The following is a 22,702-nucleotide window of genomic DNA, read 5'->3' as shown; positions in this document are numbered from 1 at the left end:
TGGTAGTCGTGGGGGAGTATCGGGAACGTTGGAATCTCGCGGTTCCGGCGTTGGTCCGCAACGGCCAGATCGTGGCCGTTGCGGACCTCTTGCGGACTTTCTGCGGACTCGGTCGCGCTAGGACCCGTCGTCGGTGTCGTCCACGCCCAGCCGGTAGGCCGTGGCGGCGCTCTTGTGCATGAGCGCACGGACCAGGAACAACCGGCCCACCAGGTTGGGGTCGAGCGGGCTCGCGATGACCTCAATCTGGTCGCCGACCTCGGGAGCGAACGGGCCGACTGGCAGGTGTACCGAGTACCGCTGCACCGTCACCGATCCCCCGCCCACCTCGACGTCCCGCTCGTGAGGCTCGTAGGTCTGCACGCGACCGGGGCCGCTGTAGACGATCGTCATGATCGGCTCGTAGGTCACCGGGTCGAGTGCTCCCGTGTTGCGGCCCAGCTCGACCACGGTCCCGGTCTTGGCCATGTACCGGGCAGCGGCAGCACGTCCCCTGCGGACGAGGTCGGCGGCGGCCATCAGGCGGTCCGCCGGCGGTACAGGTGCAGGATGGCCAACTCCGGCAGCGTGAACCCGTTGAGGGTGGCGGGCGTCTCGGAGTAGTCGTCGATCTGCATCCGCTTCGTCTGCTCCGGGTTGACCGTGAGCCGTGCGGTAGCGGACGTGATGACGGCCTCGATGTCGGGGCCGGGGATGCCGGACTCGTCGAAGCCGTTGCCGCGCGTGTACGCGCGGATGAACGCGGTCACGATGGGCAGATGAACCCCGGCCAGGGTGACGAGGCCACTGTCGTCACCCTGACCGAGGTAGTCAGCCACCGTCTGAGCGGTGGGAGCAGCCATCAGGCAGTCACGCCCTCCAGCGTCACGACGGCCTCCGCGTTGAGCGGCTTGGCGTCGTAGCGGGCAACCACGCGGATGGCCTGCTGGTCGAAGTCCCCGAACGTCTGGTCCAGGATCTTGACCGAGGGCGCCATGTCGCGGGCGACGGCCACCTGGGTGGGGTCCCAGAGCACGATGACAGACTCGTCGGTGCCGGTGCCCAGGTTCGCCGGGATGCGGCTGGTGACGGTGACGCCGTGCCCGAGCAGCGTGTAGCCACCGGACGCGGTCACGTCGGGCTGCACGAGGTAGCGGCCCTGGGTGTCCTTCAGCTTGCGGATGGCCACGAAGTCGCGCGGGTTAAGCATCCAGCGCAGACCGGCCGGGTCGACGTCGGCGCCCAGGGCGGCACCCTCGGCGTCGTGGAGGTCGTCCACGGTCGCAGCGCCCACGCCGGTGATCGACTGGCGGCCGTCGTAGTTGATCAGGCCCAGGGGCTTGGTGCCGTCCGTGGTCGTCCCGGCGACGAACTCGCGGTCCAGGGCCGTGGCGACGTCGCGCACCAGGCGGTCGCGCAGCGCGGCGTCCAGGCTCACGACGGACTGGCGGGCCAGCTCGTTGGAGAACCGGGTCAGCGTCTTGACGGACTGCATGGTGTCGGGCAGGAGCACGATCTCGTCGAAGGTCGGGTTGACCTCGTCGATCTGCTCGCCCTGTCCGTGCCACGACGGGGAGGTCTCGCCGCCCAGCTTGGGGATGCGGACGCTCGAGCCGTTGGTGTCGAAGATGCGAGGGCCGGACGCGAGGAACACGCTCGCGGCCTCAAGGGGCTGCACGAGGATGGACTGGACCTGCTCCTGCGTGAGCTCTGCGGCGGTGCTGGTGGAAATAGCCATGATGTTCTCCAAGACGTGTGAGTGGGATTCACGCTTGGATGCCAGATCCACAAAGCGAAGGGGCCGGGCACCAGGCCCGACCCCTCCAGCATACCCTATGGGGGTATCACTCGCTCATGCTACTCAGTGTTTCGCTGACCTCAGCGACCGCGTCGAGAACCGCCAGCGTCGCGTAGACCTGAGCAAGCGCGAGGGCTTTCGTGTCCCCTTCCTTAGCCCGACCGAGGTTGATCAGCGCTTCTTCGCGATGGCCCATCGTCTATCCCCTCTTAGGCGGCTCCGGCCCGGAGAAGTCCGGCCAGGCCCACCACGTTGCCATCGCCGGACGCGCCCTGCCCGACGTCGCCCATCGGCTTGCGGGAGGCCAGGTGCGGCTTGGAGGCCAGGAGGGCGTCCACAGCGGCGGTGAGGGCTTCCTCGTCGTCCAGGTGGGCCTCGTCGTAGGGCAGATCGCTCGGGTCCGCCAGGCGGCCCGTGGCGGCCACGAGGGACGTGTGCAGACGCTTGGCCAGCTCGTCGGTCTTCCCGGCGCGCTGGCGGTACTTCGCGGACTCGTCGCGCAGCTTCTGGACGTACTCGCGCGGGAAGGTCTCCGGCTCGGTCTCGGTCTCGCCGGGAGTCTCCGGCTCGGTGGTCTCGACTTCGGGCGTCTCCGGGGCGGTGTCCTCGGTGGCGGTCTCGGTGCTCTCGATGTCTGCGGTCATGGGTTGTACCTCCGGGTGTTGGCTGCGGCTTCACGGGCGTATCGCTCTCTGCGGCCCGCTGCGGTCTCTTGGATGCGTTCGACGTGGACGATGGTCTGGGTGCATGAGCAGCCCTTGTGGTGCTGGAACGGGTGGTCAGCGGGCCATACGCGGCCGTCGCGTGACCACCACTTGCAGAGCTGGCACGGGTCGCCGTCCATGTTGCGGACCCAGCCGGTGACCACGCCGCTACGGGCGACGCCATCGGCGTAGGCCCGCTGTCCGGTCTCCAGGGGCTCCACGCGTCCCAGGCGGGCGACCCGCTCGGGAGTGATCCCGTCGATCCCCAGGAGCGTGCTGGCGGCCTTGTGCAGCCGCTTGGGCTCCCCGATGGGCAGTGACAGCCCGAGCGTGGCTACGGGCCTCCTGAGCGCGACCGTGAGGTTCGCGGCCAGGGCCACGTCCGCGAGACCCACGGCACGGGCGTTGCCCTTGGTCACCAGAGCCGCGATGACTGCTGCTGCGGCCTCGGGCGCGATGTCTCCCGCCTCAAGGGCCGCGTACACGGCCAGCACGCGGGCCTCGGTGTCTCCGCTGAGGTTCTTCAGCGCTTCCCTGTAGGTCACGAGGCGAGCGCCGCCAGGTCGACGCCGGCGGTGTCGAGCGCCTGCGTGCGGATGGCCTCACGGACACGGTCAACCTGGGCGGGCGTGTAGCCCATCTGATCCTCGAGCACCACGGGCAGCGGCACACCGACACCCACGAGCTTGGCGGCGGCGTCAGCGGCCTGTGCCGGGGTCCGGGTTTCGGGGTTGGCCCACACGGTCTCGACGTCCAGGACGGCGGGGTCGGACCCGTCACGCACGGCCACGATGAGGCGGGCGACGTCGGCCCACGCCTGCCCGAACGTGCGGTGCAGGGCGTAGGCGCGAGACACCAGCGATGCCTCAGCCGACCGGATCGCGTCGGCGCTCGGGGGCTGATCGCCGTTGAGTCCGAGGTAGTGCGGCGGCAGGCCGGTCAACGCGCCGATCTGCTGGGTCAGGAGCGCCACGGCGTCGGTGTACCCGGCCAGGCCAGTGGCGTCGAACTGACCGAACTTGGTACCGGGGTCCTCGGCCTGCCAGATGTCGTCCAGCGCCACGGAGAACGGCTTGACGGGGTTGCCCTCGCTATCCTCGGCGATCTCCAGGCCCGTGGCCCAACGGCGCGGGCGTGCGTAGTGCTCGCTCGTGACCATCATGTCGAGCACCAGCTTGTTCAGGGCGTCGGCCAGGTCGAGCACGTCGGCCATCTCGCTCACGCCGTCTACGTCCAGCAGACGGCCCCGGTTCGTGATCGGCACGACCGGGACCACGCCCAGCGGGTTGGGGATCTCGCTGACGACGTCCCAGCCGGTCGAGGGCAGCGAGCCCCCGTCGGTGACGCGGGCCTGGGAGACGTACCGGGTGATCTTGTCCGGGCCGTAGAGCACCGCGTGGCCGCGTCCGTCGGCGTGCCAGCGCTTGACGGCGGCGGTGACCTCACGGGTCGCCGGGTCGCGCAGGACGGCCACCTGACGCGGGGACTCCACCGTGACCAGCGGCTGACCGTTCGCGCCCGCCCACACGATGACGAACGACCGGCCGTAGACCAGGGCGTCGGTGTGCGCCTGAGCGGCGGCGTCCTCCATCCGGTTGCGTCGCCAGGTCTGCCACAGGGCCTCGTCCGGGTCACCGTCGGGGCCGTCGAGACGAAAGCCGGTGACGCGCAGGCGTTCGGACAGGGACTCCACGGCCAGGCGCGGAAAGTTGACCGCCAGGAGCCGGAACTTTTCACCCAGGGCCTCGCGGGAGTCGGACGACAGGAACGCGGCGGGCTGGGTGCCGTGCCAGTACTTGTCCAGGGTCGCCAGGGTCGGGGCGGTCGTGTCCAGCTTGTCGTTCAGGTTCTTCAGAAGATCGCTCATCGGAAACTCACTGCTCTCTTTCGGGTTGACTTGTTGGAATGCCATGCCGCGCGGTCGAACGCGACGATGGCGGCTACTGCTGCGTCGATCTTTCGGGGCGATCCACGCTTGTCCTTGGTCACGAGGTCGCCCATCGGGGTGGACTTCGCCTTGCAGTTGGCGACGTGTGCCGCCATTCGCGCGTCGGCGTCGTGCGTCATCGCCTCAGTAGCGGTCGCCTGATAGAGCCGGTCCGTGGCCGGGGCCATTCGTCCGGCGTGAGCGGTGTTCCACTCCAGGACTTTCTTCTCCCCGTGGCGCTTGGACCATGACTCGATCTCCGAGCGCCAGCCCCACGGGTCGCACGCCAGCTCCACGACGTCCCACCGGTCGAACGCGGCAGCCACGACCTGGTCCACCTGCCCGCGCGGGACACGCCAGCCTCGCTCGCCAGGGTTGGCCCACACGTCGACCACGAACACGTGCGGGTCCGGGCCGACGGTGCAGCCCACCAGTGCCGTGGAGTCGCCCGACGCGGACCCGTCGAACGCCAGCACCACACGCTCGCCGTCGGCCACCAGGCGGTCCGGTGCAGCGCACGAGTCCCACTGCCCCCACGGCAGCCAGCCCTCCGCCTGCCCGACCCACTGCCCGAGCCGGTAGCGACGGAACGCCGGTTCACGGGTCGTCTTGAGCGTGGCCCGCAGCGCGTCGGCGTGCAGGAAGTCACCCAGCGCGGGGTTCGCGATCTTCCACGCCTTCTCGTCGTCCAGGGCGCACCCGTCGGGGGCCGAATACTCCTGGTAGTAGAACGACGAGTCAGCACCCTCACGGCCCCACTCCACGAGTCGCCACATGATGCTCTCGGGGCTGTCCGCCGGGGTGGAGATCGCCAGCGTCAGGGACGTCTCGCGCTTGCCGGCGGCCGACGTCACGGCCTCCCACACGGCCTCGGTGACCACGTGCAGCTCGTCCACGATCATCAGCGACGGGTCCCAGCCCTGGAGCGCGCCAGGCTCGGCGGGCAGGGTCCGTAGCTCGCTGTCGGTGTTCGGCACGTAGATGCGGTCCGCGTAGATCTGCACCTGCTCCTCGAGCCGGGGCTCCAGCTCGATCATCCGGCGCACCGCCCGGAACACGTGCCCCGCTTGCCGCTCGTCCGACGCGACGATGAGCACCTGGGCACCCTCGACCCCGTCAGCGAACAGACCGTAGGCACCCAGCACGGCCGCGAGACCCGTCTTGCCGTTGCCTCGCGGCATGGACAACAGGCCCTGACGCGGACGCTGCCCACGCTGCGGGTACAGGCCCTTGACGATGTCGAGCTGCCACTTGCGCAGCCGAAACGGCTCCTTGGCTCCCGTGCCCTTGGGCACCCGCAGGTACTCCTTCGCGAACGCATCCACGCGCTTCCACCCACGCGGCGGAAGGTCGTCGAACGTCAGCGCAGGAGCGGTCACGGGACGCTTCGGGCCTGCCTTCATGCGGTCCACCCGCCTTCCGCGCCAGAGTGAGTCGGAAACTTTGCCTTCCACCGTGGGTGCTGTGACCTGCCCTGTACCCCATCCCCCGTGGGTCGTGCTCGCCCGCGCTTGGAGTTGCAGGAGCGGCACACAACGTCAACGTCTTGCAATCGAATGGGCTTGCCCTCGGCACGTCGCTGCCAAGCGGCTGGCGTGTGGTCAGCGGTCAGGTCGTCGGTCGTCCCGCAGTCGGAGCAGAACTGCTGCCAGCGGCGGGCACGCTTGCTGAGCTGCTGCCATGCCGCGTCGTAGCCACGCGCGACCCGCGACGGCTTGGGCTGCTCAGGCAGCCGGTGCTCGCCACAGCGACTCTCGGACGACGGCTCGCCGCACTCGATGCATGGACGCCAGACCATCAGGCCTCCGACCTCTCGGCGGTCAGGCGTACGTGCTGCTCGGACCGGAAGGCGTCGAGCTTGGCGTGCATGTCGTCGATGGCCTCCCGGTCGAAGTCGTGCGCTCGGTAGCTCAGTCGGCGCAGTCGGTGGGCGAGGCGGGAGCGGGCACCCTCGAGGAGGAGGGCGGCGGGGTCGTTGTAGTCGGTAGCCATGGTGGTCTCCTGGTTCATGCGGCTTCGATGAGCGGGGAGACGGGCACCTGGGCAGCGCGGCAGGCGTCCGCATAGGCGTCGTCAGGGGTCTTGCCGTCCAGCACTGCGTCTCGGTAGGTGCGGGTGAAGGTGATCTCGTCGCGGGGGTGCCAGTCGCCCGAGATCGGCGGCGGGAGCTCCGGGTTCTGGAGGCGGAACGGCAGGCTGTTGTAGCGGTCCAGTCGCACCTTCTTGGCCAGGGCTCGGATGTCGCCAGGGGTGACCCACCGCTCGTCGCTGGTACGCGTCCTGACGAGCTGACGCGTGGCCTCTCGACCATCCTCGAAGCGGACATCGTCCAGCGCCTCAGCCCAGACGGCCGACTGGCCCTCGAGGGCTCCGACGAGTCCGGCGCGGTTGAGAACCGTGATGATGGTCGTGGTCTCGATCTGGTTCATGCGACTTCTCCGATCTGAAGCAACCCTTGCTGCTCCTCGCGCTGCACGGCCGCTGCCATCTCGCGGCGAAGGATGTCGGCCTGTCTGTCCGTGCTGGGACGTTCGTGGTCTCGGGAGCGTGAAGGGCCGTCCTGCCAGCCCTCTTCGTCCAGCCACCTGTGCGGGTTTCTCGTGTACCGCTCGACCCGGTTCGGGTCCGCTGCGTGCCGACGAGCGGCCTCGAGGATGACGTCAGGGCTGGTCTTCTCTACGGCCTGTCGCCAGGAGACACGAGCGGTCCTGTAGCTGGCCTTGACGGGGTACGCGGCCCAGAAGTCCTCGAACGTGACGGCCCCGAGGGCACGGTCTGGTTCCTTCGTCTGGTTCAGATGAGTCTTGTTAACTTCATCTAGTTCCTGGGCACCTCGTGCCATACCCTCAGGCACCTCGTGCCCTACCCCTAGGGCATCTCCTGCCGTAGGTACGGCACCTCGTGCCATAGGTGCGGCATCTGCTGCCTTACCCAGCGCACCCTGAAGCGGCAGCGTGTAGAGGTTCGAGTCCTTCTCGAAGCTGCCGTCTCGGGTCCGGGTCGTCCAGGTCACGAGTCCCGCCGCCTTGAGTGCCGCGAGGGCGTTCGTCACCGACCGGCGACTGACACCGGCCTCCTTGGCCAGCGTCGCCCCGCCCGGCCAGCAGGTCGTACCGCCGTTGCTGACGTGACTGGCCAGTGCGGCGTAGACGGTCTTAGCCGTCGGCGAGAGGGAGGGGTCAAGAAGCACCCGGTTTGGTACCCGTGTGTACTGCTCCATCTCGACTCCCTCCGTCTGTAGTTGTCGTCCGAGTCTCGGCTCTGACTCGGGTGATCAACCGACGTGGCGAGCGTCCGGCCCGCCGGTCCACGTGACGCGCAACGTGTCGGGCAGCATCTCGGAGGGCTTCCGTCCCAGCGCGACGGCAGCGAGGATCTGGTCCTCGGCGGTCGTGACGCCGTCATCGGCAAACAGGCCCAGCGCGACGACGAACAGGTCTCGCCGGTCGTAGAGCTGCGTGGAGCCGTCCTCGAGCTGGATCAGCACGCCGTTACCGTCGGTGCGCTGGAAGGTGATGGGCGCAGTGCCGGTGGTGGACCGCAACTCGGCCCTGGCGTAGGTAGACTGGTTCTGGAACACGTCGTACTCCCTCGTGGGTACTTCAACTGGGTAGCCGTTGCTGCGGCTCTCGGTCTGGAAGGGTCGTCCCGTTGCTGCGGGGCGGCCCTTCGTCGTTGCGGCCGTCATGCGGTCGCCTTGTGCTCGGTGGCCTCAAAGGCGTTGTCGATCCACGCCTCGAGATCCCGGCGGCGGTAGACCACTCGACGGCCGAGCTTCGCCCAACGCGGACCGCTGCCGACGTGGCGCCAGTAGGCCAGCGTGCCGACGGGCGTGCCGATCTCCTCGGAGACCTCCTCCACCCGCATCAGGTCTTTCATGCTGTACTCCATCTGTTCGCGGCGGCAGTCGTTCTGTCGCTACTAACAAATCCTGTACCACTCGACGGCTGCTGTCAAGAACATGTAGTCTGCTCGTCATGACAGACGACATCGAGGACCCTCGGACCCAGACGACCGACGAGCGCGTTGGCAGGAACGTGCGGCAGATCCGCGAGGAGCGAGGGCTCACCCAGAAGGAGCTGGCGGAGCGGTTGCGCTCGGCCGGATGGAAGATGGACACGACGGCCCTCACCCGCATCGAGAACGGGTCCCGCTCGTTGCGGGTCGCACAACTCGACATGATGGCGACTGCACTCGAGGCCAGCGTGTACGACCTGCTCGAAGACGAGCGGCACCGCATGCAAGACATGCAGATGGATGCACATAGGAATCTGATGGCAGCACGGCGCAGCCTGGTGACAGCCCTGGACCGGATTCACTCGGTGGTGAACTACGCCAAGGCGTTCAAGTGGGAGGACTTGGCCGAGCTGGGACAGGCCCACACCACGGTCGACGCCTACCCGGACTACGTCCGTCGGAGAGTGGCCGAGTACGCTGCCAGCCGGGACTCGGAACATGTCGAAGTCGTGGAGCGCATCGATGGTGCGACCATCGAGCAGATGCAGGCCATTGCCGACGCCCTGGTTTCCGAACTGTTCGACGAGTCCCACCTGGTCGAGGTGCAAGAGGGCACCTATGAGCACCATGGCAAGCCCGAGCGTCCGCCGTTCGGCTATCCCTTGACGATGGCGTGAGTCATGGCCAGCATCAAGAAGCGCGCCGACGGGGTGTGGCGCGCCCGCTACCGCGACGCTGCGGGCAAGGAGCACGCGCGGCACTTCAAGCGGAGCACAGACGCTAGGGCGTGGCTGGCTGAGGTCACGGCGTCCATCGTCACGGGCACCTACAACGACCCGTCGAAGGCGAGGGTGACCGTGGGGGAGTGGTGCGACCGGTGGCTCGAGGGCTACGCGGTCAACAAGGTGTCGACGGTGCGCCAGGCCCGGACCCATGTCGCCAAGATCAAGGCGGGCTTGGGTGGTCATCGGCTGCAAGGGCTCAGGTCGTCCGACGTGCGCTCATGGGTGGCGTCATTGGCGGCTGACGACGTCGCGCCGTCCTACGTGTACGCGCTGCATGCGCGCCTTGCGCAGATCATGACCGACGCTGTCCATGATGGGCTCATCGCGCGGTCGCCGTGCTCACGTCGCACGTCTCCGAAGGCGGCGGGGCAGCGGGCGTTCATCGCCACGACGGCCCAGGTGTGGAAGCTCCACGACGCGATGCCGGCCCGGTTGCGGGCTGCGGTGCTCCTGGGTGCGTTCGCCGGTCTGAGGACGGCTGAGGTGTGCGGGCTGCGGGTGGCGGATGTCGACTTCATGCGGGGCGTCATCGCCCCGGCGGTGCAGTACCCGGACCAGCCGTTGAAGACGGATGAGAGCAAGCGCCCCATCCCGATCCCGCGTGAGCTGACGCTCGAGCTGTCCGCGCACTTGAAGGCGCACCCGTCGGACTCGACGTTGCTCACGGACCCGTTCGGGGACCAGGTGGGGCCGTGGCAGATCACCCGCGCGGTACGCGACGCGCGGACGGCTGCGGACCTGCCCGACGAGTTCCGTTTTCACGATTTGAGGCATTTCTTTGCCTCGCTGCTCATCTCGGCCGGGGCTGACGTCAAGGTCGTGCAGGCACGTCTACGTCATGCGTCCGCGAAGACGACGCTGGACACCTACGCGCACTTGTGGCCGGACACGGAAGAAGCCACCCGCGCCGCCGTTGCTGGTGTGCTGGCGGCACGGATGGCTTCTCCTGCGGACTCTGTGCGGACTGAGCCTAGCCGCGGCTAGCGTCCGTGCAGGTCAGACGGCATCCAAGGATCAGATGTCGTAGTAGAGCTCGAACTCGTGCGGGTGCGGGCGCAGACGGATCGGGTCGATCTCGTGGGTCCGCTTGTAGTCGATCCATGCGGCGATGAGGTCCTCGGAGAAGACGTCGCCCTCGGTGAGGAAGTCGTGGTCGGCCTCGAGGTTGTCGAGGGCTTCGCCGAGGGAGGCGGGGACCTGGGCGATCTCCGCGTGCTCCTCGGGCGGGAGCTCGTAGAGGTCCTTGTCGACGGGTGCCGGCGGCTCGATGCGGTTCTTGATGCCGTCGAGGCCCGCGAGGAGCTGCGCGGCGAACGCCAGGTACGGGTTGGCCGACGGGTCCGGCACGCGGAACTCGACGCGCTTGGCCTTCGGCGAGTTGCCGGTGACCGGGATGCGGATGCACGCGGAGCGGTTGCGGGCCGAGTACACCAGGTTGACCGGGGCCTCGTAGCCGGGCACCAGACGGTGGTACGAGTTGGCCGACGGGTTGGTGAACGCCAGCAGCGACGGCGCGTGCTTGAGCAGGCCGCCGATGTACCAGCGGGCCGTGTCGGACAGTCCGCCGTAGCCCTTCTCGTCGTAGAACAGCGGCTCGCCGTTCAGCCACAGCGACTGGTGGGAGTGCATGCCCGAGCCGTTGTCGCCGAAGATGGGCTTCGGCATGAAGGTCACGGACTTGCCGGCCTGCCAGGCGACGTTCTTGACGACGTACTTGAACTTCATCAGGTCGTCGGCGGAGTGCAGCAGGGTGTTGAACTTGTAGTTGATCTCCTGCTGGCCTGCGGTGCCCACCTCGTGGTGCGCGCGCTCGACGTCGAGACCGACCTGGGCCAGCGCGGCGCAGATCTCGTCACGCAGGTCCGCGAACTGGTCGTTCGGCGGGACGGGGAAGTAGCCACCCTTGTAGCGGGTCTTGTACCCGAGGTTGCCACCCTCCTCCTCACGACCGGTGTTCCACGCGGCCTCGACGGAGTCGATCTGGTAGAAGCTGGAGTTCGCCGACGTCGCGAAGCGGACGTCGTCGAAGATGTAGAACTCGGCCTCGGGGGCGAAGAACGCGGTGTCCGCGATGCCGGTCGAGCGCAGGTACGCCTCGGCCTTGGCGGCGATCGTGCGGGGGTCGCGACCGTAGGGCTCGTCCGTGAACGGGTCCACGATCGAGAAGTTCATGATGAGGGTCTTGCGCTTGCGGAACGGGTCGAGGTACGCCGTGGTGACGTCCGGGACCAGCTTCATGTCCGACTCGTGGATCGCCTGGAAGCCTCGGATCGAGGAGCCGTCGAACATCAGGCCCTCGCTGAAGGAGTCCTCGTCGAACTGCCCGACGGGGATGTTGAAGTGCTGCATCACGCCCGGCAGGTCGATGAACCGGACGTCGATGAACTCCACCCCCTCGTTGCGGGTGAAGGCGATTGCCTCCTCGGCATTGGTGAACATGCAGGCTCTCCTTGGTGAGACGGTGCCAGGTCGCTCGGCGCCCTTGACGCTAGGGCCGCAGAGTTACCCTTGCATAGCGCGAGTGTTTCGGTGGTGTTACGTAACCTTCCCGTTGCCCCGCGTACGCTGATCACATGGCGTCACGAGGCGATCTTGGTTCCTGGTTGAGCGGCGGAAGCGTCCCGACTGATGAGACGCGGGGCTCTGACCGGCTGGGTCTGCCGGCCTCCGGCTCCGGTTCCCGAGCCCCCCTGGGCCGCCGGGTGGTCGCGCTGTGCGTCGACTGGGCGGTCGCCAGCGGCATCAGCTACGGCTTCTTCGCCTACGACGCCGGCGCCACGCTGGCCGTCTTCGCCGTCATGAACCTCGTGCTGGTCGGGTCCGTCGGATCGACGATCGGGCACCGTCTGCTGGGCCTGCGCGTGCGGCGCCTCGGTGTCGCCGGGCCCCACCTCGTGGGTTTCGGTCGGGCCGCCGTCCGCACGCTGCTGATCTGCCTGGTGATCCCCGCCGTCGTGTGGGACGCCGACGGCCGTGGCCTGCACGACAGAGCGGCCGGCACCGTCATCGTGCGTCGATGACCGTGCCGGCCGCTTCGTGAGCCCGTCGGGCCCTGCCCCCGGGAGCTCAGCGTCCGCGCATGCCCTTGCGGTCCGGGCGGGCCTTCATCGGGTCGACACCCTTGGGGACCGGGAGGCGGACACCACCGAGCGCCTTGAGGCGCTTGCCGACCTCGGCCGCCTCGGCGCGCGTGAGCGTCTTCTTCATCCGCTGCACCTTGCGGGCCACCTTGGGCAGGCGGATCTGCTCGTCCTCGGTGCCGACCTGCAGCGTGGTGATCGGGACGTTCGGCAGGACGCGGGCCGTGCGCTTGCGCTCGTCGTCGAGCATGCGTCGGACGCGGTGCGACGGGCCCTCGGAGACCAGGACGACGCCCGGCCGGCCGATGCCGCGGAACACGAGGTCCTGGTGGCGGTTGACCGCCACCGGCTCGTCCTCGAAGCTCCAGCCGCCGCGCACCGTGCCGAGCGCGGCGCGCACGGCGCCCGGCTGCCCCTCGATCTGGGTGTACGCCGCGCGCTCAGCCTTGCGGGTGAGGACGAACATGGCTCCCAGGAGGGAGAACGGGAGACCGATCACGGTCGCGTAGACCGGGTGGCCGGTGAGGAACCCGATCAGCAGCGCGAGCGCGAGGATGCCGCAGAAGACCGCGAGCATGATCCAGGTGACGAGCGGGTCCTGCCGCCTCGTCATCTTGTAGGCGGCCCATACCTGGTGGTACCACCGCTGCTTCTTGGGCTTCTTCTGCTTCTTCGTGGGCGCGTCGGCGGAGTCGCCGGCGCCGGACTTGGTGCGGGCCATGGTCGCTGAGTCTACTGGGCCCGGGCGGCCACGAGGCTCGCGGCTTCCTGGCGGGCGGTCGTCGGCTCGGTGAGGTGGGCGAGGGCCTCCGGCACGGCCCGACCCCGCTTGGTCATGGCCTGTCCCCACAGGCGCCCGGCCCGGTAGGAGGAGCGGACCAGCGGCCCGGCCATGACGCCGAGGAACCCGACCGCCTCGGCGTGCTCGCTCAGCTCGACGAACTCCTCGGGACGGACCCAGCGGTCGACGGGGTGGTGCCGCAGCGAGGGGCGCAGGTACTGGGTGATCGTGATGAGGTCGCAGCCGGCGGCGTGCAGGTCTTCCAGCGCCTGCTTGACCTCGTCGATCGTCTCGCCCATGCCGAGGATCAGGTTCGACTTGGTCACGAGACCGGCCTCGCGGGCTCGGGTCAGTACGGACAGCGACCGCTCGTAACGGAACGCGGGCCGGATCTGCTTGAAGATGCGCGGCACGGTCTCCACGTTGTGCGCGAGCACCTCGGGGCGGGAGTCGTTCACCTCGTCGAGGAGCTCCGGGATCGCGTTGAAGTCCGGGATGAGGAGCTCGACGCCGGTGCCCGGATTGAGTGCGTGGATCTGCCGGACGGTCTCGGCGTAGAGCCATGCCCCGCCGTCGGCCAGGTCGTCGCGGGCGACACCCGTGATCGTCGAGTACTTCAGGCCCATCTCGCGGACCGACTCGGCGACGCGTCGCGGCTCGTCCGCGTCGAAGTCGGCCGGCTTGCCGGTGTCGATCTGGCAGAAGTCGCACCGCCGGGTGCACTGGTCGCCACCGATGAGGAACGTGGCCTCCCGGTCCTCCCAGCACTCGAAGATGTTGGGACAGCCCGCCTCCTCGCAGACGGTGTGCAGACCACCGCCCTTGACGAGCCCCTTGAGCTCTTTGTACTCGGGACCCATGACCGCGCGGGTCTTGATCCACTCGGGCTTCTTCTCGATGGGTGTGGAGGCGTTGCGGGCCTCGACCCGCAGCATGCGGCGGCCCTCAGGTGCGATGGTCACGACGTCGGTCCCTTCGTAGACGGCACTCAGCCTACGGCGGCTCTCGTGGAGGCGGGTCGGATGTCTTGCTCGGTGGTCGTGAGTTCCGTCACCAGAGGTGCCAGGCGCTCGACCAGCGACGATGCCAGGACCGGGCGGATCTCGTCGACCGTCACGCGTCGGCCGACCTCGGCGGACAGGGAGGTGACGTCGGCGTCGTCGATCCCGCACGGCACGATCGTGTCGAAGGCCGACAGGTCCGGGTCGCAGTTCAGGGACAGGCCGTGCATCGTCACTCCTCTGGCGACGCGGGCCCCGACGGCGCTCACCTTGCGCTCGCGTCGCGACGTCGCGCCGTCGGCCGGGAACCAGACGCCCGAGCGCCCCTCGACGCGGGCGGTCTCCAGCCCGAGCGTGGCGCAGACGTCCATCACGGCGGACTCGAGGGTCCGGATGTACTGCACGACGTCGACGGGGGAGCGGAGGGCGACGATCGGGTACGCGACGATCTGCCCGGGGCCGTGCCAGGTGATCTTGCCGCCTCGGTCGACGTCCACCACGTCGGTGCCGTCGGTGGGGTACTCGTCGCGGCGGGTGCGGCGCCCGGCGGTGTAGACGTCCTCGTGCTCGAGCAGGAACGTCACTCCGGGCGCACCGGCCTGCACGGCCTCGTGCGTGCGGCGCTGCAGGTCCCAGGCCTCGCGGTAGTCCGTGCGGCCGGGAAGCGTGACGACGTCCATGCGGGCAGGTTACTCCTCGGGGTCCGGCTCACCCGCGCGCTGCGCCCGCACCATCGTCACGAGCAGGTCGCGCAGCGCGCGTGCCTGGTGCTCGTCGAGGCCCTGCAGCGCGAGGTCCTCCGCCGGCTGCACGCGGGCGGCCTCGCGCGCCGCCGTCAGGCCGGCGTCGGTCACCGTGACCATCCGACGACGGCGGTCGTGCGGGTCCGTCGTGCGGGTGACGTAGCCGGACCGCTCGAGCCGGGCCACGACCTTGCTCATGGTCTGCTCGGTGACGCCGGAGACGCGGGCCAGCTCGCGCTGGGTGCGCGACCCGCCGGCGAGGTGCAGCAGGACGGGGAACCCGGCGTGGTTCAGCTCCCACCGGGCGAGGTGCTCGTTCCACTCGTGCTCGATGCGGCGCACGACGGTGAACAGCAGCCGACCGGTGGGCCAGTCGGCCGGTTCGGTGCTCGTCGGGTCCCTCACTTGCCTGGTGCCTCCTCCGGGCCAACAATACTCAACATGCTGAGCAATAGGTGGACGGGCGTCGTCCGAGGTCTGGTCATTCTGGCAGCCATCGGTGTGTGGCTGGCCGTCGGCGCGTTCGGCGGCCAGGCGCAGGGACAGCTCAGCAGCGTCCAGACCAACGACGCCGGAGCGTTCCTGCCGGCGAACGCGGAGTCCACCGAGGCCGCCGAGCTCGCGTCCCAGTTCACCGACGACGAGTCCCTGCCGGCCCTGGTCGTCGCTGAGACGGCCGACGGTGCGCAGATCACCGAGGAACAGCTCGCCGAGGTCCAGGCGTTCGCGGACGCCGCACCCGACGCGGCGCTGGAGGGCACCAGCGGCGACGAGCCGGCCACGGTCGGCGACGCCAGCATCGCCGATCCCGTCGTCGTCCCGTCCGAGGACGGCGAGGCTGCCCTGGTGGTCGTCTCGCTGGACGCCGCCCTCGCCCAGGAGGACGTGGGGAGCGAGGAGTCCAGCGTCTCCGAGCTGGCGATCGACGCGCTGCGCGACCTGTCGGCCGCCGACGTCGCCGACGGCGGGCTCGCCGGCTCCGGGCTGGAGTCGTGGGTGACCGGACCCGCGGGGTTCGTCGCCGACCTCGTCGCCGCCTTCGGCGCGATCGACACCGTGCTGCTGATCGTCGCCCTGGGCGCCGTCCTGGTGATCCTCGCCCTCGTGTATCGCTCGCCGGTGCTGCCGTTCGTGGTGATCTTCAACGCCGTCCTGGCCCTGTCCCTCGCCGGCCTGGTCGTCTACCACCTGGCGGCGGACGACATCCTGACCCTGAACGGCCAGTCCCAGGGGATCTTGTCGATCCTCGTCGTCGGGGCCTCGGTCGACTACGCGTTGCTCGTGGTCGCGCGCTACCGCGAGGAGCTGCTCGGCACCCCCTCGCCGTACACCGCACTGCGTCGTGCCGTGCGCGCCTCGGTCGAGCCGATCGCCGCCAGCGCGGGAACCGTCGTCGCCGGCCTGCTCTGCCTGCTGCTGTCCGACCTGTCCTCCAACCGGAGCCTCGGCCCCGTCGCCGCGATCGGCATCGTCGCGGCGTTCCTCTCGGCGTTCACGCTCCTGCCGGCGCTGCTGCTCGTGGGCGGACGTCGCGCCCGCTGGGTCTTCTGGCCGCGCGTGCCGCACGCCACCGGGAGCACGACGGGCGACCAGGACGCCACCGACGAGCGACCCGCCACCGTGGCAGCGGCCGAGGCGGTCGACGACGACACGCAGGTCGCCGTCGCCGGCCACGGCGTGTGGTCGCGCGTCGCCCGCTTCGTCGGGCGGCACGACCGGCGCGTGTGGATCGTCACCGCCCTGGTGCTCGCCGCCGGTGCGGCGTTCGTGCCGACGCTCGACGCGGAGGGCACCGGGGAGTCCGAGGTGTTCCTGACACAGGTCGACTCGGTCGACGGCGAGGAGGCGCTGACCCGGCACTTCGACGACGTGTCCGCCCAGCCGACCATCGTCGTCGCGCCGGCCGACGACCTGGACGCCGTGGTCGAGGCGGCCGAGGGCACCGACGGCGTCGCCGCGGCGGTTCCCGTCACCGACGATCCCGCTCCCGCACCCGGCGCCCCGCCCCAGGGCGACCCGGCCGTCGTCGACGGCCGGGTCCGCGTCGACGTGACGACGTCGGCGCCGTCCGACAGTCAGGACGCCGTGGAGACCGTCTCCGCCCTGCGCGACACCGTCCACGACGTCTCTCCCGAAGCGCTCGTGGGCGGGGCCGCGGCGGAGCGTCTCGACACGCAGGCGGCGGGCCAGCGGGACCTGCGGGTCATCGTGCCGGTCGTGCTCGTGGTGGTCCTGGTCATCCTCATGCTCCTGCTCCGCTCCGTCCTGGCGGCCGTGCTGCTGATGGCCGCCAACGTGCTGTCGTTCGGCGCGGCGCTCGGGGTCGCGGCGGTGCTGTTCAACCACGTCTTCGACTTCCCGGGCGCGGACCCGTCGGTGCCGCTCTACGCCTTCTGCTTCCTCGTGGCGCTGGGTGTCGACTACTCGATCTTCCTCATGACCCGGGTCCGTGAGGAGAGTCTGCGTGTCGGGACACGGCAGGGCGTGCTGCGTGGGCTGGCCGTCACCGGGTCGGTGATCACCTCCGCCGGTGTGGTCCTCGCGGCCACCTTCGCGGCGCTCGGCGTGATCCCCCTGCTGTTCCTGGCGCAGCTCGCCTTCATCGTGGCGTTCGGCGTGCTCGTGGACACGCTCGTGGTGCGCAGCCTGCTCGTGCCCGCCCTGGTGCACGACATCGGCGACCGGGCGTGGTGGCCGGCGCGGCTGGCCCGGCACACGGCGCGCTGACCGGCTGGATGCGTCGCCGTCGGGCACCATGGACCCCATGGTGGATCACGAGGACACGACGGTGACGGCGGACGCGGACGGCGACGGCGTCTCGCCCGCCGACTACCCGCCGCTGCGGCTGGCGATCATCGGGTACGGGGGAGCCGGGCGGGAGATCCACGGCCGGCTCGCGGCCGAGGCGGGCCACACCGTCACGGCCGTGCTGACCCGGGACTCCGGCCGCCGCAACCAGGCGGCCGGAGACTGGCCCGGGGCGCGCCTGCTCGGCGACCTGGCCGAGCTGATCGAGCTGCGTGCACGCTACGACCTCGTCGTCGTGGCGAGCCCGACGGCGCTGCACGCCGAGCACGCGGCCGCGCTCGCCCGCGCGGGCATCCCGTTCGTGCTCGACAAGCCGATCGGCGTCGACGTGCACGAGGCCCGCGCCGTCGTCACGGAGGCCGACGCGACCGGGACGCCCTTCACCGTGTTCCACAACCGCCGGTGGGACCCGGAGCAGCGCACGCTGGCCGCCCTGGTCGGTCGCGGCGAGCTCGGCGACGTGCACACGTTCGAGCGCCGCTGGGAACGCTGGCGCCCCGTGCCGCGCAAGCGGTGGAAGGAGAACGACACCGCCGGCGGAGGGCTGCTGCTCGACCTGGGCCCACACCTCGTGGACTCCGCCACCCAGCTCTTCGGCCGCGTCACCAGCGTGTGGGCGCAGACCCGGGCGCTGACCACCCCGACGGAGGACGACGTCTTCCTGGTCCTGGCGCACGAGCCGCGAGGCGGGCTCGCCGCGAGCCCGCACGCCGTCGTCTCCCGGCTGTGGGCGGGCTCGGTCGTCGGAGCGCCGGGTCCGCGCACGCGGGTCCTCGGGACCGGCGGTGCCTACCTCGTCACGACGTTCGAGCAGGATGCCTCGCCGCTCGAGCGGTTCGACGACGACGCCCCGGGCGGCACGCACGGCTGGCTCACCCGCGGGCGCGACCGCGAGCCCGTGCCGGTCGGCCCGGGGACGCACGCCGACTTCTACCGGGCGCTGGCCCCGTGGCTCGCGGGTGACGCGCCCGCACCCGTCGACCCGGCCGACGCGGTCCGGACCACCGAGGTGCTCGACGCGGCACGCACGTCCGCACGGGAAGGTCGCCAGATCGCGCTCTGAGCCGTGCCTGTGGACGACCGGAGCGGAGCGGTGCCTGGACGGTGTTCCATGGGGGTGTGCAGACCGACGACGTCCTGACCGTCCCCGCCGACGCCGCCGCCCGGACCGCGCTCCTGGAGCGGCTCCGGCTCCTCGCCACCGTCGACCATCCCTGCGTCGAGCCGGTCGGTGCCGCTGCGACGAGCCCTGACGGGACGCTCCGGGTCCCGCGCGGCGCCGGGACCGCGACCGACCTGCCGACCGTGCTCGCCGTGCGCGGTCGGTGCGACGCGTCCGAGGCAGCCGGCATCGCCGTCGCCGTCGCGCAGGGACTGGCGGCGCTGCACAGCGCGGGAGTCGTGCACGGGCCACCGGTCGCGGCCGACGTCGTCGTCGCCCTCGACGGTCTGCCCCGCCTCCGCCCCCGGCTCGCGGGCCTCGACGGGACGGTCACCGAGGCCGACGACGTCCACGGCCTCGCGCTCCTCGTCGACTCGTTGGTGGACCCGATCCCCACCGACGCGACCGTGGCGCTCCGTGCCGCCCTGGCTCCGGCGCTCGCGGGCGACCCGCGCGTCCGGCCGGAGGCGGGCACCCTGGCGGCGGGTGTCGACGACGCCGTGGTCGTGGGGCCCGTGCGCCTGCCGGAGCCCGCGGTGCTCGCGGCCGCCGCGCTGGGACGGGGGCGCGGTCCCGAGCGGACGGGCGAGCCGGACCGCGGCGCCCGGCACCGACGGGCACGCCGACCACGGACAGGCGCCGTGCCCACGACCCGCCGCCGGTCGGACCTGCGGTCCCGGCGGAGGTCCGGTGCTGACGTGAACCGGCCCGGTGCGTCATGGGTGTGGCGGGCCGGGCTCGCCGCCGTCGGGGTGATCGTGGTCGTGGGGGCGCTGGTCGGTGTCGGGCTGCAGGTCGCCGGACCGGACGGGCCTCCGGCCCAGGCGTCGGGCGGCCTGGAGAGCGGCGGCCCGGAGTCGCCGGTGGCGCGTACCGAGGCCGACGCGAGGGCCGCGGACGAGGACCTGACGCTCGACCGAACGGATCCGGAGGGTGCGGCGGCGGAGCTGACGCGTCGGCGTGCCGCGCTCGTGTCGGGGGAGCGCTCCGTGGAGGAGGTCTCCCGGCCCGGGTCGGCCGCCTACGAGGCCGACACGGAGTTCGTGGAGCGGGCGGAGCGGTCGGGGACGACGGTGACCGGTGCCGAGCTCACCGTCACGTCGACGCGGGAGGAGCGAAGGACTGCCGAGGGCACCGCGGAGGTGGTGGTGGAGTACGTGGTCGGGCCGTACGAGCAGGTGGCGCAGGACGGGAGCTCGGTGCAGGTGGCGGCGGGGGACCCGCAGACCGCGACCCTCGTGCTGGCCTGGACGCCCGACGGCTGGCGCGCGACCGACGTCCTCTGAGCGGTGGCCGCCCGCAATGCGATCAGCCGGTCCGCTCGACGCGCTGCACCCAGTCGGTGAGGAGCGCGCGCAGGAGGTCCGGCTTCTCGTGGGGCAGGGCGTGCCCGGCGTCCTCGACGACGGTGAGCGAGGCGCACGGGCAGCGGCCGGCGAGCTCGGTGGCGGCGGCGTGACCGACGGTCGAGTCGCGATGTCCCGCCACTACAGCGGTCGGTCCGGGGTAGGGCGGCGCCGACGCGTCCGCGAGGGCCCAGCTCGCGCCGATCCGCTCCATGGCTGTCTCGTCGACGACTGCGGCGCCCGGCAGCACGTGGCGTTCGTACCGCTCGAGCATCTGCGGCGTCTGGACCACGAAGTAGTCCCGGAACTGCTCGTCCCCGAGGTCGCCGGCCGCCACGACCGGGCGATGCTCCGGGACGTCGCGCACGCCGGGCAGCAACGGGCAGACGAGCGCCAGGCCCGCGACCCGCTCGGGGCGACGGGTCGCCATCCCCAGCGCCAGATAGGCGCCGGCCGAGTGGCCGACGAGAAGGTATGCCTGCTCGCCGGAGACCTCGTCGGCGAGGTCCAGCAGGGTGTCGACGACGTCGTCGGCCCCGCGCAGCGAGGCGGGAGCCGGCGTGCGACCCATCCCGGGGAGGTCGGGATAGACGCGGCGCAGCCCGCTGATCCCCTCGAGCGCCGGCTCGAAGCAGGCCTCGGTCTCACGATGGTCGACGCCGGCGCCGTGGAGCACCAGCACCGGACGGCCGTCGCCGTGCTCCACGGAGTGGAAGATGACGTCCTCCGTCCGGATGTCCATCGGGGCAGGCTATCCGGCCGGCGGCCCACCGGGAAGCACGGTGGGCGAGGACCTCCGAGAGGTCCTCGCCCACAGCGTGATCGATCAGTCGGTCAGAGCCCGACCTCCGACTCGAACGCGGCCTCCTCGATGCGGTTCTTGATCGCGGTGAGGAAGCGGGCGGCGTCAGCGCCGTCGACCAGGCGGTGGTCGTAGGAGAGGAAGATGTGCGCGAACTGGCGGATCGCGATGCTCTCCTCGCCGTCGGGGCCGGTCACCACGGCGGGTCGCTTGGTGATCGTGCCGGTGCCCAGGATGGCGACCTGGCCGACAGGCACGATCGGCGTGTCGATGAGCGCCCCGCCGGAGCCGGTGTTCGTGATCGTGAACGTGGCACCGCTCAGATCGTCCGGGCCTACCTTGTTGGCCCGCGTGCGAGCGGCGAGGTCACCGATCTGACGGGCGATGCCCGCGAGGTTCAGGTCACCCGCGTTCTTGATCACCGGGACGATGAGGCCCCGCTCGGTGTCGACGGCCAGGCCGACGTTCTCCGAGCTGTGGTAGGTGATCTCGCCCTTCTCGGTGTCGATCGAGGCGTTGATCTTCGGGAACGCCTTGAGCGCCTCGACCGCAGCGAGCGTGTAGAACGGCAGGAACGTGAGGTTGGCGCCCTCGCGTGCCTTGAAGCCGGCCTTCGCCTGCGCCCGGAGCCTGGCCACCTTGGTGACGTCGACCTCGACCACCGTGGTGAGCTGGGCCTGCGTCTGCGTCGCCTCGAGCATGCGCTCGGCGACGACCTTGCGCAGCCGCGACATCTTCTCGGTGGTGCCGCGCAGCGGCGAGACCTCGGGGACCGACGGCTTCTTCGGGGCGGGAGCCGGAGCCTCCGACGCGGCCGGGGCCGCCGCGGGCGCGGCCGCCTTCTCCGCAGCGGCGAGGACGTCCTCCTTGCGGACGCGACCGCCGACGCCGGTGCCCTGGACGGAGGAGACGTCCACGCCCTTCTCCGCGGCGAGCTTGCGCACGAGCGGTGTCAGGTAGGAGCTCTTGCCGCCCGCCGGCGCCTCTGGCGTCGGTGCGGGCTTCTCGGCGGCGGGGGCCGGAGCAGGCGACGACGCGGCCGGGGCAGGTGCCGGGGACTCCGCGGGGGCGGGCTTCTCGGCGGCCGGCTCGGCCTTCTCCGTCGGGGCGGGCTCGGGTGCGCCGACGGGCTCGGGGGCCTTCGCCGGCTCGGGCTCTGCCTGCTTCGCCGGGGCGGCGCCGGAACCGACGAGGGCGAGCACCGCGCCCACCTCGACGGTCTCGTCCTCGTCCACCACGATCTTCTGGAGCGTGCCGGCCACCGGGGAGGGGATCTCGGTGTCGACCTTGTCGGTGGAGACCTCGAGCAGGGCCTCGTCCACCTCGACCGAGTCGCCGACGGCCTTGAGCCAGCGGGTGACCGTGCCCTCGGTGACGGACTCGCCCAGCGCCGGGAGGGTCACCTCGGTGCCCTCACCGCCACCGGACTGCGGGGAGTCCTGCGCGGACTCCTCGGCGGAGGCAGCGGGCTCACGCTCGGGCTCGGCGGGCTTCTCGGGAGAGGCCTCGGGCTCGGCGGGCTCCTCGGCCGCGGGCTCCGGGGCGGACTCGGCCGGTGCCGCGGCGTCGCCGCCGCCCGATCCGTCACCGACGACGGCCAGCGTGGCGCCGACCTCGACGGTCTCGTCCTCCTCCGCGAGGATCTGCTCCAGCACGCCTGCGACGGGGGAGGGGATCTCGGTGTCGACCTTGTCGGTGGAGACCTCGAGCAAGGGCTCGTCGACCTCCACGGTGTCGCCGACCGCCTTGAGCCAGCGGGTGACGGTGCCCTCGGTGACGGACTCGCCGAGTGCCGGCAGCTGCACGTTCTCAGACATGACCTGTGGAGT

At 70.7% G+C, this 22,702-nt stretch carries 26 protein-coding genes; 6 read left to right on the top strand and 20 right to left on the bottom strand.

Annotated elements, in window-relative coordinates; genetic code table 11:
• Nucleotides 1-117: 117 nt before the first annotated feature.
• The 13 genes from ACH5HR_RS02795 to ACH5HR_RS02735 form a co-directional block, all read right to left on the bottom strand.
• Complete coding sequence (locus ACH5HR_RS02795) at nt 118-519, bottom strand: DUF6093 family protein (RefSeq protein ID WP_416476125.1); 402 nt, start codon at nt 517-519, stop codon at nt 118-120.
• Nucleotides 519-842 (bottom strand): hypothetical protein, encoded by a 324-nt coding sequence (locus ACH5HR_RS02790; protein WP_416476124.1) that lies wholly within the window; start codon nt 840-842, stop codon nt 519-521. Before ACH5HR_RS02790 ends, ACH5HR_RS02795 begins: the two co-directional genes overlap by 1 nt.
• The gene (locus ACH5HR_RS02785) at nt 842-1,717 is read right to left on the bottom strand and encodes a phage major capsid protein (RefSeq protein ID WP_416476122.1); all 876 of its coding nucleotides are present in this window, start codon (nt 1,715-1,717) and stop codon (nt 842-844) included. Before ACH5HR_RS02785 ends, ACH5HR_RS02790 begins: the two co-directional genes overlap by 1 nt.
• A gap of 106 nt (nt 1,718-1,823) precedes the next feature.
• The gene (locus tag ACH5HR_RS02780) at nt 1,824-1,973 is read right to left on the bottom strand and encodes a hypothetical protein (RefSeq protein ID WP_416476120.1); all 150 of its coding nucleotides are present in this window, start codon (nt 1,971-1,973) and stop codon (nt 1,824-1,826) included.
• A gap of 13 nt (nt 1,974-1,986) precedes the next feature.
• Complete coding sequence (locus ACH5HR_RS02775) at nt 1,987-2,421, bottom strand: hypothetical protein (RefSeq protein WP_416476119.1); 435 nt, start codon at nt 2,419-2,421, stop codon at nt 1,987-1,989.
• A complete protein-coding gene (locus ACH5HR_RS02770; RefSeq protein WP_416476117.1) occupies nt 2,418-3,026 on the bottom strand; it encodes a putative phage head morphogenesis protein in 609 nt (202 codons plus the stop codon). The genes ACH5HR_RS02775 and ACH5HR_RS02770 overlap by 4 nt, the downstream gene beginning before the upstream one ends.
• Nucleotides 3,023-4,348 carry a phage portal protein gene (locus ACH5HR_RS02765; protein WP_416476115.1) on the bottom strand — a complete coding sequence of 442 codons (1,326 nt, stop codon included), beginning with the start codon at nt 4,346-4,348 and terminating at the stop codon, nt 3,023-3,025. The genes ACH5HR_RS02770 and ACH5HR_RS02765 overlap by 4 nt, the downstream gene beginning before the upstream one ends.
• On the bottom strand, nt 4,345-5,811 hold the full coding sequence (locus tag ACH5HR_RS02760) for a terminase large subunit domain-containing protein (RefSeq protein ID WP_416476114.1): 1,467 nt from the start codon (nt 5,809-5,811) through the stop codon (nt 4,345-4,347). Before ACH5HR_RS02760 ends, ACH5HR_RS02765 begins: the two co-directional genes overlap by 4 nt.
• 394 nt (nt 5,812-6,205) lie before the next feature.
• Complete coding sequence (locus ACH5HR_RS02755) at nt 6,206-6,400, bottom strand: hypothetical protein (RefSeq protein ID WP_416476112.1); 195 nt, start codon at nt 6,398-6,400, stop codon at nt 6,206-6,208.
• 14 nt (nt 6,401-6,414) lie between these two features.
• Complete coding sequence (locus ACH5HR_RS02750; protein WP_416476111.1) at nt 6,415-6,837, bottom strand: hypothetical protein; 423 nt, start codon at nt 6,835-6,837, stop codon at nt 6,415-6,417.
• A complete protein-coding gene (locus ACH5HR_RS02745) occupies nt 6,834-7,628 on the bottom strand; it encodes a helix-turn-helix domain-containing protein (protein WP_416476109.1) in 795 nt (264 codons plus the stop codon). Before ACH5HR_RS02745 ends, ACH5HR_RS02750 begins: the two co-directional genes overlap by 4 nt.
• Before the next feature lie 54 nt (nt 7,629-7,682).
• Nucleotides 7,683-8,096, bottom strand: a complete 414-nt coding sequence (locus ACH5HR_RS02740; RefSeq protein ID WP_416476107.1) for a hypothetical protein — start codon at nt 8,094-8,096, stop codon at nt 7,683-7,685.
• Nucleotides 8,093-8,287: a helix-turn-helix transcriptional regulator gene (locus ACH5HR_RS02735; protein WP_416476105.1), complete on the bottom strand. Its 195-nt coding sequence runs from the start codon at nt 8,285-8,287 to the stop codon at nt 8,093-8,095. The genes ACH5HR_RS02740 and ACH5HR_RS02735 overlap by 4 nt, the downstream gene beginning before the upstream one ends.
• Before the next feature lie 98 nt (nt 8,288-8,385).
• Between ACH5HR_RS02735 and ACH5HR_RS02730 the strand changes: the two genes are divergently transcribed.
• Nucleotides 8,386-9,042: a helix-turn-helix domain-containing protein gene (locus tag ACH5HR_RS02730; protein ID WP_416476104.1), complete on the top strand. Its 657-nt coding sequence runs from the start codon at nt 8,386-8,388 to the stop codon at nt 9,040-9,042.
• Nucleotides 9,043-9,045: 3 nt separating this feature from the next.
• Nucleotides 9,046-10,134 (top strand): site-specific integrase, encoded by a 1,089-nt coding sequence (locus tag ACH5HR_RS02725; protein WP_416476102.1) that lies wholly within the window; start codon nt 9,046-9,048, stop codon nt 10,132-10,134.
• A 30-nt stretch (nt 10,135-10,164) separates the two neighbouring features.
• On the opposite strand, the gene glnA is transcribed toward ACH5HR_RS02725, so the two are convergent.
• A complete protein-coding gene (gene glnA, locus ACH5HR_RS02720; protein ID WP_402371432.1) occupies nt 10,165-11,589 on the bottom strand; it encodes a type I glutamate--ammonia ligase in 1,425 nt (474 codons plus the stop codon).
• Nucleotides 11,590-11,723: 134 nt separating this feature from the next.
• Here glnA and ACH5HR_RS02715 point away from each other — a divergent pair, with 134 nt between their 5' ends.
• Nucleotides 11,724-12,170 (top strand): RDD family protein, encoded by a 447-nt coding sequence (locus ACH5HR_RS02715; RefSeq protein WP_402371434.1) that lies wholly within the window; start codon nt 11,724-11,726, stop codon nt 12,168-12,170.
• Nucleotides 12,171-12,216: 46 nt separating this feature from the next.
• On the opposite strand, the gene ACH5HR_RS02710 is transcribed toward ACH5HR_RS02715, so the two are convergent.
• The 4 genes from ACH5HR_RS02710 to ACH5HR_RS02695 are packed head-to-tail and all read right to left on the bottom strand — an operon-like array spanning nt 12,217 to nt 15,160.
• Complete coding sequence (locus tag ACH5HR_RS02710) at nt 12,217-12,951, bottom strand: DUF4191 domain-containing protein (RefSeq protein ID WP_402371437.1); 735 nt, start codon at nt 12,949-12,951, stop codon at nt 12,217-12,219.
• 11 nt (nt 12,952-12,962) lie between these two features.
• Nucleotides 12,963-13,973, bottom strand: coding sequence for a lipoyl synthase (lipA, locus tag ACH5HR_RS02705; protein WP_402371440.1), 1,011 nt, complete (start codon nt 13,971-13,973; stop codon nt 12,963-12,965).
• Nucleotides 13,974-13,999: 26 nt separating this feature from the next.
• Nucleotides 14,000-14,692: a lipoyl(octanoyl) transferase LipB gene (lipB, locus tag ACH5HR_RS02700; RefSeq protein WP_402371442.1), complete on the bottom strand. Its 693-nt coding sequence runs from the start codon at nt 14,690-14,692 to the stop codon at nt 14,000-14,002.
• 9 nt (nt 14,693-14,701) lie between these two features.
• Nucleotides 14,702-15,160: a MarR family winged helix-turn-helix transcriptional regulator gene (locus ACH5HR_RS02695; protein ID WP_402371445.1), complete on the bottom strand. Its 459-nt coding sequence runs from the start codon at nt 15,158-15,160 to the stop codon at nt 14,702-14,704.
• 36 nt (nt 15,161-15,196) lie between these two features.
• Between ACH5HR_RS02695 and ACH5HR_RS02690 the strand changes: the two genes are divergently transcribed.
• From ACH5HR_RS02690 to ACH5HR_RS02680, 3 genes are read left to right on the top strand one after another with little or no spacing between them, the layout of a single operon-like run.
• Nucleotides 15,197-17,482, top strand: coding sequence for an MMPL family transporter (locus tag ACH5HR_RS02690; RefSeq protein ID WP_402371447.1), 2,286 nt, complete (start codon nt 15,197-15,199; stop codon nt 17,480-17,482).
• Between the two features lie 37 nt (nt 17,483-17,519).
• Nucleotides 17,520-18,626, top strand: a complete 1,107-nt coding sequence (locus tag ACH5HR_RS02685) for a Gfo/Idh/MocA family protein (protein WP_402371450.1) — start codon at nt 17,520-17,522, stop codon at nt 18,624-18,626.
• 56 nt (nt 18,627-18,682) lie between these two features.
• Nucleotides 18,683-20,011: a hypothetical protein gene (locus ACH5HR_RS02680; protein ID WP_416476099.1), complete on the top strand. Its 1,329-nt coding sequence runs from the start codon at nt 18,683-18,685 to the stop codon at nt 20,009-20,011.
• Between the two features lie 22 nt (nt 20,012-20,033).
• Here ACH5HR_RS02680 and ACH5HR_RS02675 read toward each other — a convergent pair whose 3' ends face one another.
• Nucleotides 20,034-20,813, bottom strand: a complete 780-nt coding sequence (locus ACH5HR_RS02675; protein ID WP_416476097.1) for an alpha/beta fold hydrolase — start codon at nt 20,811-20,813, stop codon at nt 20,034-20,036.
• Between the two features lie 92 nt (nt 20,814-20,905).
• Nucleotides 20,906-22,690, bottom strand: a complete 1,785-nt coding sequence (gene sucB / locus ACH5HR_RS02670; RefSeq protein WP_402371457.1) for a 2-oxoglutarate dehydrogenase, E2 component, dihydrolipoamide succinyltransferase — start codon at nt 22,688-22,690, stop codon at nt 20,906-20,908.
• Nucleotides 22,691-22,702: the final 12 nt, after the last annotated feature.

Origin of the sequence: Isoptericola maris (genome assembly GCF_048065335.1) — a bacterium.
In the GTDB taxonomy this organism is placed as follows: Bacteria; Actinomycetota; Actinomycetes; order Actinomycetales; family Cellulomonadaceae; genus Isoptericola; species Isoptericola rhizosphaerae.
The sequence above is the reverse complement of the archived record's forward strand: the minus strand, read 5'-3'. Positions and strand labels throughout refer to the sequence as shown.

Excerpts from the sequence above, each read along its gene's own strand:
- ACH5HR_RS02745 (WP_416476109.1), bottom strand. The coding sequence starts at position 7,628 with ATGGAGCAGTACACACGGGTACCAAACCGGGTGCTTCTTGACCCCTCC.
- ACH5HR_RS02790 (WP_416476124.1), bottom strand. The coding sequence starts at position 842 with ATGGCTGCTCCCACCGCTCAGACGGTGGCTGACTACCTCGGTCAGGGT.
- ACH5HR_RS02735 (WP_416476105.1), bottom strand. The coding sequence starts at position 8,287 with ATGAAAGACCTGATGCGGGTGGAGGAGGTCTCCGAGGAGATCGGCACG.
- sucB (WP_402371457.1), bottom strand. The coding sequence starts at position 22,690 with ATGTCTGAGAACGTGCAGCTGCCGGCACTCGGCGAGTCCGTCACCGAG.
- ACH5HR_RS02675 (WP_416476097.1), bottom strand. The coding sequence starts at position 20,813 with ATGGACATCCGGACGGAGGACGTCATCTTCCACTCCGTGGAGCACGGC.
- lipB (WP_402371442.1), bottom strand. The coding sequence starts at position 14,692 with ATGGACGTCGTCACGCTTCCCGGCCGCACGGACTACCGCGAGGCCTGG.
- ACH5HR_RS02715 (WP_402371434.1), top strand. The coding sequence starts at position 11,724 with ATGGCGTCACGAGGCGATCTTGGTTCCTGGTTGAGCGGCGGAAGCGTC.
- ACH5HR_RS02730 (WP_416476104.1), top strand. The coding sequence starts at position 8,386 with ATGACAGACGACATCGAGGACCCTCGGACCCAGACGACCGACGAGCGC.
- ACH5HR_RS02760 (WP_416476114.1), bottom strand. The coding sequence starts at position 5,811 with ATGAAGGCAGGCCCGAAGCGTCCCGTGACCGCTCCTGCGCTGACGTTC.
- ACH5HR_RS02765 (WP_416476115.1), bottom strand. The coding sequence starts at position 4,348 with ATGAGCGATCTTCTGAAGAACCTGAACGACAAGCTGGACACGACCGCC.
- ACH5HR_RS02775 (WP_416476119.1), bottom strand. The coding sequence starts at position 2,421 with ATGACCGCAGACATCGAGAGCACCGAGACCGCCACCGAGGACACCGCC.
- ACH5HR_RS02755 (WP_416476112.1), bottom strand. The coding sequence starts at position 6,400 with ATGGCTACCGACTACAACGACCCCGCCGCCCTCCTCCTCGAGGGTGCC.
- ACH5HR_RS02685 (WP_402371450.1), top strand. The coding sequence starts at position 17,520 with ATGGTGGATCACGAGGACACGACGGTGACGGCGGACGCGGACGGCGAC.
- ACH5HR_RS02795 (WP_416476125.1), bottom strand. The coding sequence starts at position 519 with ATGGCCGCCGCCGACCTCGTCCGCAGGGGACGTGCTGCCGCTGCCCGG.
- ACH5HR_RS02690 (WP_402371447.1), top strand. The coding sequence starts at position 15,197 with ATGCTGAGCAATAGGTGGACGGGCGTCGTCCGAGGTCTGGTCATTCTG.
- glnA (WP_402371432.1), bottom strand. The coding sequence starts at position 11,589 with ATGTTCACCAATGCCGAGGAGGCAATCGCCTTCACCCGCAACGAGGGG.
- ACH5HR_RS02725 (WP_416476102.1), top strand. The coding sequence starts at position 9,046 with ATGGCCAGCATCAAGAAGCGCGCCGACGGGGTGTGGCGCGCCCGCTAC.
- ACH5HR_RS02740 (WP_416476107.1), bottom strand. The coding sequence starts at position 8,096 with ATGACGGCCGCAACGACGAAGGGCCGCCCCGCAGCAACGGGACGACCC.
- ACH5HR_RS02785 (WP_416476122.1), bottom strand. The coding sequence starts at position 1,717 with ATGGCTATTTCCACCAGCACCGCCGCAGAGCTCACGCAGGAGCAGGTC.
- ACH5HR_RS02710 (WP_402371437.1), bottom strand. The coding sequence starts at position 12,951 with ATGGCCCGCACCAAGTCCGGCGCCGGCGACTCCGCCGACGCGCCCACG.
- ACH5HR_RS02750 (WP_416476111.1), bottom strand. The coding sequence starts at position 6,837 with ATGAACCAGATCGAGACCACGACCATCATCACGGTTCTCAACCGCGCC.
- ACH5HR_RS02780 (WP_416476120.1), bottom strand. The coding sequence starts at position 1,973 with ATGGGCCATCGCGAAGAAGCGCTGATCAACCTCGGTCGGGCTAAGGAA.